The sequence below is a fragment of the Halobacillus sp. GSS1 genome (assembly GCF_017307035.1).
GTDB classification, from domain to species: Bacteria; Bacillota; Bacilli; order Bacillales; family Halobacillaceae; genus Halobacillus; species Halobacillus litoralis.
In genome coordinates this window covers 21,410-29,635 of sequence record NZ_JAFLHE010000024.1, presented here as the reverse complement: position 1 = coordinate 29,635, position 8,226 = coordinate 21,410, and the positions used below count along the sequence as shown (strand labels likewise).

Genomic DNA, 8,226 nt, shown 5'->3' with positions numbered 1-8,226 from the left:
GCGTTCCAACGTTCTTGCGCGCGTTCCAACGTTCTTGCGCGCGTTCCAACGTTCTTGCGCGCGAATCACGCACTGGAGGCGTGATTCACGCACAAAAAAAGAAGCAGCATCACTGCATGTCTGCAATGATCTGCTTCTTCTCTTGATCGGTAACGTAATTGCGATGGTTGAATACATGATAGCCATTTTTCCTTACGGCCGGAAGGATAGCCCGATACATTTTAGCGGCTCCTCCTACCGGTGTCCGTGAGTACAAAGGGTAATCGGGTAACGTTTTCATCGCCTTGTCGTAGTAGGTTTCAGCATCCTCGGCTAACTCTTCCCACATGTTGATGAACGCTCGATTTACCTTTTTCTCTTTTAAGTCAAAAAACGTATAGCCATGACGATCCATCACTTCCTGTGGTAAGTAAATCCGGTCGATTTCCATATCTTCGCCAATATCCCTAAGTATGTTGGTGATCTGCATGGCGTAACCAAGTTCAATGGCTCCTTGCCGGAGGGCACCGACTTTTCCTGGAGCGATGACTGGGAGGAGCATCAGACCGACGGTACTTGCTACATGATAGCAATATTCTAATAAATCTTCTTTCGTATGGATGGTGGTGGGGTACAGATCCATGCGTTGTCCTTTAATCATGTCATAATAGGGTTCGGGATCGATGGTAAATTGTCTGAACACATCATCGAGTGCAAGCCAGGAAGGATCTTTAAGCTCCAGCTTCCCCTCCATGAATTGATCAAACTGTTGCGCAAAAGTTTCTAGTTCTGCTTTTGGGTTAAGTCCTTCATCTACGATGTCATCGACGCGACGGCAAAAGGCATAAATCGCCCAAACCGCTCTTTTTTGCTGTTTGGGCAGCATAGCGAATGCTTTTGAGAACGTTTTGGAATGCTTTTCAATGATTTTGCGACAATGATCGTATGCTTGGTTCAAGTCCGTCATCACTAAACACCTCGCTTGTAATTATGCCTTTCTTTGACCCCATATTGCAAATAATCTGCCAACAATTTTGCTCCCTGCATGACGATTGGAACGCCACCGCCCGGGTGAATCGAAGCTCCAACTGCATAAACATTGTTTAATGCGTAGGGCTGAAGCTGTGGCCGGAAGACTCCGGATTGAAAAAGGGTGGGTGCAATCCCGAAGCTTCCGCCTGCATACAAGCCTTCCCTTTCAGCATCTTCAGGAGTTCGTACATGCATCCATTCCATATGTTTTCTCAATTCCGGAAAACCGCGTGACTCCATTTGATCGATCACGCTCTCAATCAGTTGATCTTTCTTCTCCCAATTCACTGACTCTCCTGTCGGTACAGGAATCAATGTATAGAGCACCCCTTTGCCTTCAGGAGCGAGAGAAGAATCTACTAAAGATGGATGAAAGGTGTAAAAGGACGGATCATCCGGCAAATGCTTTTCAACAAACACCTGACGCATATGTCTGTCAAAGTCATCGGACATGAAAAACTGGTGGATGGAGTCGCTCTTATAGATACGGTCCAGTCCCATATAGAGTAAGAGGCAGCCTGAGGAAGGAGTATATTTCCTTTGAAGCTGCTTTTCAGTAGGCATCATTTTGTCCATAAGAGGGAAATCACCGTTCAAGATCAACTCATCAAAACGGACTTTTTCTCCTCCAGCAGTTATAGATACGGCCCTATCCTTCTCTGTTTCCACATCTTCCACAGGGATTCCTTTAAAAATTTCGACCCCTCTTTTTTCCAACTCCTGCTCGATGATTTCCACAAGGTGAGCATATCCGCCTTTCATGTACCAGATCCCGTGCTCATGTTCGCTGTAGGACACGAGCGAGTACATCGCCGGAGACTGTTCGGGATGGCCTCCGATGTACAACGTTTGTAACGTATAAGCCTCAACAAGGCGCTCATCGTCAAAATAACTGCGCATCATTTTTTTAACATTCTGGTACGCTTTTAACTTGATCAATGTTTTTAAGTTTTTACGGGAGAAAAAGGTTCGTTTTTCTACGAATGATTTTTCTAAAAACTGAGCTTTCCCCTGCAAGAAGCGGGCCCGCATATCACTTAAAAACCGGTCGAAATAAATCTCGTTGCCTGGGAACTTTTCCTGCAGTTCCGCTTTTTGTTTTTCGGCATCTGGATATTTGTTGAACGTCGTCCCGTCAGAAAAATGGATATGGTAGAGAGGGTCACAAGGGATCAAAGGAATACGGTCCCTGGGAATGCCGGCATCTTCTAAAATTCCAAGGAGCATATCAGGAAGTAGAACAATGGTTGGACCCTGGTCGATTTTGAACTCCCCATGCCGCTCGTAAGTAAGCCTGCCTCCGAGCACATCTTTCTTTTCATATAAGGAGATCTTCCGGTCCGGGTCATTGGATAATAAAAGGGCCGTTACAAGGCCTCCTATCCCTCCACCTACGATTGTCGTCTTTGTCATATTGGCTGCACCTCCTCTTCCCTGATCCATCCTGTTGTGATCCTGGCAGATTCCAATATGGTTGGCAACCCGCTTCCCGGATGGGTTCCACCACCGACCAGCCAACAGTGATCCAGCTCCTGGAACCTGTTGTGCGGACGGAAATACATCATCTGCGAGAGCTGGTGACCGAGGCTGAACGTTGCGCCTTGATGGACAAAATGATCGGTCTCCCACTGTTTAGGAGTCAGGACTTTTTCTTCAACCACATGACTGCGGATATCAGAGAACCCTGTTTTACTCTCGATTTCATCATAAATCAGCGATTTGAATGTCTCCTGTTTATCGTCCCAGTCAATCTCCGAGTAATTGTTCGGGACTGGTGCTAAGATATAAACGGCTGAATGCCCCTCAGGTGCGAGTGTCGGATCGGTCACACTCGCGTTATGGATATAGATGGACGGCTCATCGGACAACACGAGGTCTTTCGTCATCTCGTTCACATTCTTCTGATAATCCTCCGCAAAAAGAATGGTGTGGTGCGGCATGTCGTACACCTTATCAAGACCGACATAGATCATAAATGTCGAACATGAAAACTTTTTCTTCTGGAGTTTTTCTTTGGAGTGACGGCGCAGAACACCGTCATCAACTAAACGAGTCATCGCTTCTGCGAAATCTGCATTGATAATATATTCATCTGCATGCACCGTTTCACCCGAGTCCAGGACAAGCCCCGTAATCTCCTTACCTGAAACGTTTATTTTCTTGACGCCTTCATTCAGATGGATCTGTCCACCGTGTTCTTCCGTGACTTTAGCCATCGCTTTTGAGAGTTGATTCACTCCTCCAATCGGATGAAAGACTCCCCATTCATGCTCCATATAGGAAAGGATTGAAAAAGCTCCCGGACACTCCCATGGGGACATGCCCAAATACTTCGCCTGGAACGTAAAAGCGATTTTCAAACGTTCATCGGTAAAGTAATCGGAAAGAACATCATAGACGGATTTACCAAGCGAAAGCTTCGGTAAAGCCTTGAGCGCCCGTTTACTCATATAGTCCGTCAGCTTGTTATGTTTGGTTTGTAAAAGAGGCATGAGCGCCTGCATTTTTTCACGTGTATCCTTCATGAAGTTTTCGTATCCGGTTTCATTGCCTGGGAAATGCTCCGAAATGACGTCCAGCATTTTCTCCCTTTCCCGGTACATCGGTACTCTCTTTCCGTCGAACTGAAGTTCATACATGGGGGAAAGTTCTTTCATGTCCATGTAATCGTGAACATTCCTCCCTGACATTTCAAAGATTTCCTCCATGATTTGAGGCATACTTAGAAATGTCGGGCCGATATCGAATGTATACTCCCCGAGAGAAAAATGTCCGTTCCTTCCGCCCACATAGGATTGTTTTTCATAGACCTGTACATCATAGCCTTTAGCTGCAAGAATCATCGCTGAGGCTAAGCCTCCAGGCCCCGCTCCGATTATGGCGATTTTCTTCATAACCATCCACCTTCTCTCCTGAACTTCTACTATACAATCATTATACAAAATATGTACAAAGGCAGCCATTGATCCAACTCAGTCAATGTGCTCTACCTGTTTTTCCATTTCTTTATACTCATTTTTTACCCTTAGGGCGTATGTTATAACCCTCTACTTCAGTAAAGTACTACTTTCGCTTCTGTTTTTGAAATTCCTCCTTTCTTGTCTACGTGTTTTTTTGACAAGGATAATAAAGGGAACAGAGGGGATAATATGGTGGAAGGAGGCGTGGTTATGTATTCAAATCAAAGAATTTCCGGACCTTATTACCCTTCCCATTCGACTCATCATCCCCCGCACAACCAATACAGCAATGAGCAATTGAACCATTGGTGTGAAGAACTGGATCAGTGTGATCATCACCAGGAACAACAAGCAGACAGTATGCACCAGAAGAGTAAAATCACAAAGCTTTCGCCCCCGACCTTCATGAATTGATGAAGGTGGGTAGATGACCATACAAAGTCCCTCCTTCGTGCATAGGCTACGAATGTAACTATAGGAGGTGAGCTTATGTACGGAGGCTATCCTTACGGAGGAAGACAGTGCTATAGACCACGACGTTACGGCAATAACTTCGCCTTGATCGTCGTATTGTTCATCCTATTGATCATCGTAGGTGCAGCATTTTACTGCTAACCACTAATTTGTGCTTGAATAAGAAATCATCAAGCATAAGACAAGGGACGGGAGAATGTACTTTCCCCTCACTTGTCCAGCGTCTTATGGAGAAAGTAGAGATAGACGCTGAGAGAAGATGGGAGATCAGACCTTCTCCCCTCTTTACAAGACTCATCTTTATTCTTTTTCCTAAAAAAGGACACAGCCCCAAAGGCTGTGTCCTTTTTGTTAGTGGATTGTTTTGTTCTTAAAAATCGTGATTAACTGTTCAGGGGGAAGCGGCTTGCTGTAAAAATACCCTTGAATTTCATCACATTTCTCGTTTTTCAAGAAATCCAATTGTTCGGCGGTTTCTACGCCTTCAGCAATGACTTTCATATTCAACGAATGGGACATGTGGATAATCGATTTGACAATGGCCTGGTTTTGTTCCTGGTTTTCACTGATGAAAACTTTATCGATCTTCAGCTTACTCACCGGAAAACGGCTCAAGTATTTGAGGGAAGAATAGCCTGTGCCGAAATCATCGATCGAAACATGGACGCCGAGATTACGCAATTCATTCAGCGTTTGGATAATGTACTCTTCGTTGGTCATCGCCATCGATTCAGTAATTTCAAGCTCCAGATACATAGGAGCGAGAGCTGTTTCCTCTAAAATCTGTTTCACCCGTGTGACCAGGTCCTTTTGTAAAAACTGAAGAGCTGAGAGATTCACTCCAACTACGACAGCAGGGTACCCCTCCTCCTGCCATTGTTTATTTTGACGACAGGCTTCGCGAATCACCCAGTCACCGATTTCAAAAATCTGTCCATTCTTCTCGGCCACCGGAATGAAGGTCGCAGGAGAAATCCTTCCTTTTACCGGATGATTCCAGCGTATTAAAGCTTCGAGTCCTACAATTTCGCCTGTGTGAATACTTTTTTGTGGCTGGTAGTGCAGTTCGAGTTGATTGTCTTTTAACGCTTTCCGAAGTTCTGAATCGATGGAAAGCATTTGTTCAAACTCTTCACTGATCGCTGCATTATAGCAAAGATAATCATTTCGATGCTGTTCTTTGACGGTGTACATGGCACTGTCTGACTGCTTGATGAGATCTTCCGCTGTCTTTCCGTGCTCCGGATACAGGCTGATTCCGATGCTTACGGATGTGTACAACTCATACCCATCAATGACTACAGGCTTCCGAAAGACTTCAATTAACTTCTCTGCCCATGACTCTGCGTCGCTCTGCTGACTCACATGCCTTTGGAGGACTAAGAACTCATCGCCACCCATGCGTGCAATGAAGGTGTCCGCATCCTGAAGCATCTTCAATCTTAGAGCACATGCTTTCAATAGTTCATCCCCAAAGGAATACCCAAGGGTGTCATTGATCTGTTTGAAATAATCCAGGTCGATGAAGTGGACGGCAAGCCCTTCCTTCTCTTCAATCGCCTCTTTGACCATATCCATGAAATAATAGCGGTTGGGAAGATCCGTCAACTCATCATAATAGGACATGAATTCGATTTTTTTCTCATTATGTACACGTTCGGTAATATCCCGTACAATCGCTACTCGTAAAATGCGATCTCCATGTGGATAAGGATGGGCGAGCACTTCGATATAAAAAGAAGCCCCACCTTTTCTGATCGCCTTCAGCACATAGGGCTGTTCAGGATAGCTGAGAAAAAGCTGATGAAGGGCTTCGTGTTCTCCCTCTTCCGTAAGGGTGAACGCGTCCTGATTCATCATTTCTTCCTTCTCGTAGCCGAACATATGAGCGAGTGTGTCATCACAATCAATGATCTTTCCATCCTGGTGAATGACCATCCCTTCAGTTGGAACCGTGAGGCGTTGACCCATCTTTTTCTTGACTTCGAACGTTTGATCGATCAACGACACGGGTTGGAGAAAAATAGCATAGAGAGAGCTGTTTTTCTCCAGTTGCCGGCACTGGGTCTTATACAACTGACCTGATGCATGGGGAAGTTCCATCATTTTCTGGGTTCCCTCTATTTTCAATTGCCGAAAATCAAGGAGCTCGACAAGAGATTGGACGTCTCCGTTGAACAACTCTTCCGCTTTGTCATTGAACCGGAGCAGTTTTCCTTCCCCATCTACAAAAATCAGGGCATCATTCATTTGTTGAAAAATCCAATCATCTATAGGTAATGCAAGCTCTCTCAAACGCTCAGACATATGTGCGCCCCCTAAACAGCTGTGTTCTAACCAATAATGATTCTTTCTCTAGGATAATGATATTTCCCTTGGGCTTTGTCATGTTTCTTAAAGGAGAACAAGAACGTCAATAACCCGATCCTTCCTAAAAACATGAGAAGCATGAGCACGATTTTCCCGAAGGATGACAGCCCTGGCGTAATGCCTAGAGATAACCCAACCGTTCCGAACGCCGAACAGACTTCAAAAACGAGTTCATTCAGTGTGAAAGGTTCTGTGATGGTCAATGTAATGACAGCGCTGAAGCAGACGAATAAGGCGACAATCGTGACAACAACCGCTTTATTCAAATCTTCCGGATGAATTTCTCTTCTGAACAACCGAATATTGTTTCCTCCCCTGGCAAAGGTCAGCACAAAGATGACCACAAGGGCGAATGTCGTCGTCCGGATTCCGCCTCCCACACTACTCGGGGATGCTCCGATGAACATCAAGGAAGACATGAACAACTGCGTTTGTTCCGTGAATTGGTTAATATCCATCGTGGCAAGGCCGCCACTTCTCGTCGTGACAGACTGGAACAGAGCATAAAAGAAAATTTCATGCCAGGACTTGTCTGTAAAGAAATGATTGCTTTCTAAAATGATGATCATGATGGTACCAAGTATGACCAAAGCGAAGAAAGTGAACGTCGTCAGTTTGGCAAACAATGAAAAACGAATCGTTTTTTCTTCATGGTTCTGCATCAAATACTGTTTGACCTCGATCAACACCGGAAAGCCGATGGCTCCGGCGATGATGAGAATGATGTTGATGAACTGGACAAAGTAATCGTGACGGAACGGAATCAAGGATTGACCCGTAATGTCGAAGCCACCGTTCGTCATCGCACTGATGGTACCGAAGAAGCCCTGTAAATAAGCTTCGCCGGGTTCATAGTATTGAAGAAAATACGTACCCAGAACAAGAAACCCGACGAGTTCGATCATGAGTACAACAAATACGATTTGCTTCACCAGTCGAACCATCCCGGCGAAAGACGTCTGGTTGTGGTCGGTCATAATCAAACGGCGTTCTTTCAAACCGATTTTCTTCCCGAGCATCAACCAGACCAGCGTACCTAAGGTCATGACACCGATCCCACCGAATTGAAGAACGATCGCGAGGATAAAATAGCCCGTCGTACTGAACGTTTCAGCCGTCGGCAGAGTGGTCAAACCTGTGACACTGACCGCACTGACTGCCGTGAATAAAACATCGATGAATTCAATTTTGACACCCTCCCGATGGGCCACAGGCAGGGCGATCAATATGGAAGATATGGTTACCGCGACCATATAGTATAATGCGATTAATTGGAATGGCGATAAGTCATTCAGCCATCGCAGGCTCTTTCTTCTCACCCACATAAAGTAAAACTCCTTTGATGTTGCCAGGTCTCATGGATGTCTCTCTATCACCACTAATAGTATAGCAGTATATTCGACAAATTACT

General features: G+C 45.2%; 7 protein-coding genes. 2 read left to right on the top strand and 5 right to left on the bottom strand.

What is annotated here, in order from left to right:
• Positions 1-109: 109 nt before the first annotated feature.
• The 3 genes from J0K78_RS19695 to J0K78_RS19685 are packed head-to-tail and all read right to left on the bottom strand — an operon-like array spanning position 110 to position 3,905.
• Entirely contained in the window at positions 110-946 is an 837-nt protein-coding gene (locus J0K78_RS19695) for a phytoene/squalene synthase family protein (RefSeq protein WP_206948595.1), read from the bottom strand.
• Between the two features lie 2 nt (positions 947-948).
• On the bottom strand, positions 949-2,424 hold the full coding sequence (locus J0K78_RS19690; protein ID WP_206948594.1) for a phytoene desaturase family protein: 1,476 nt from the start codon (positions 2,422-2,424) through the stop codon (positions 949-951).
• On the bottom strand, positions 2,421-3,905 hold the full coding sequence (locus tag J0K78_RS19685) for a phytoene desaturase family protein (RefSeq protein WP_206948597.1): 1,485 nt from the start codon (positions 3,903-3,905) through the stop codon (positions 2,421-2,423). The genes J0K78_RS19690 and J0K78_RS19685 overlap by 4 nt, the downstream gene beginning before the upstream one ends.
• Positions 3,906-4,181: 276 nt before the next feature.
• Here J0K78_RS19685 and J0K78_RS19680 point away from each other — a divergent pair, with 276 nt between their 5' ends.
• Entirely contained in the window at positions 4,182-4,385 is a 204-nt protein-coding gene (locus J0K78_RS19680) for a hypothetical protein (RefSeq protein WP_160912812.1), read from the top strand.
• 75 nt (positions 4,386-4,460) lie between these two features.
• Positions 4,461-4,586: a YjcZ family sporulation protein gene (locus J0K78_RS19675; RefSeq protein WP_206948593.1), complete on the top strand. Its 126-nt coding sequence runs from the start codon at positions 4,461-4,463 to the stop codon at positions 4,584-4,586.
• Between the two features lie 210 nt (positions 4,587-4,796).
• Here the strand turns inward: J0K78_RS19675 and J0K78_RS19670 are convergent, their stop codons facing one another.
• Together J0K78_RS19670 and J0K78_RS19665 are read right to left on the bottom strand one after the other, a co-directional pair.
• Positions 4,797-6,752 (bottom strand): EAL domain-containing protein, encoded by a 1,956-nt coding sequence (locus tag J0K78_RS19670; RefSeq protein WP_206948592.1) that lies wholly within the window; start codon positions 6,750-6,752, stop codon positions 4,797-4,799.
• A 26-nt stretch (positions 6,753-6,778) separates the two neighbouring features.
• The gene (locus tag J0K78_RS19665; RefSeq protein WP_206948591.1) at positions 6,779-8,140 is read right to left on the bottom strand and encodes a TrkH family potassium uptake protein; all 1,362 of its coding nucleotides are present in this window, start codon (positions 8,138-8,140) and stop codon (positions 6,779-6,781) included.
• Positions 8,141-8,226: the final 86 nt, after the last annotated feature.

Excerpts from the sequence above, each read along its gene's own strand:
- J0K78_RS19695 (WP_206948595.1), bottom strand. The coding sequence starts at position 946 with ATGACGGACTTGAACCAAGCATACGATCATTGTCGCAAAATCATTGAA.
- J0K78_RS19670 (WP_206948592.1), bottom strand. The coding sequence starts at position 6,752 with ATGTCTGAGCGTTTGAGAGAGCTTGCATTACCTATAGATGATTGGATT.
- J0K78_RS19680 (WP_160912812.1), top strand. The coding sequence starts at position 4,182 with ATGTATTCAAATCAAAGAATTTCCGGACCTTATTACCCTTCCCATTCG.
- J0K78_RS19675 (WP_206948593.1), top strand. The coding sequence starts at position 4,461 with ATGTACGGAGGCTATCCTTACGGAGGAAGACAGTGCTATAGACCACGA.
- J0K78_RS19690 (WP_206948594.1), bottom strand. The coding sequence starts at position 2,424 with ATGACAAAGACGACAATCGTAGGTGGAGGGATAGGAGGCCTTGTAACG.
- J0K78_RS19685 (WP_206948597.1), bottom strand. The coding sequence starts at position 3,905 with ATGAAGAAAATCGCCATAATCGGAGCGGGGCCTGGAGGCTTAGCCTCA.
- J0K78_RS19665 (WP_206948591.1), bottom strand. The coding sequence starts at position 8,140 with ATGTGGGTGAGAAGAAAGAGCCTGCGATGGCTGAATGACTTATCGCCA.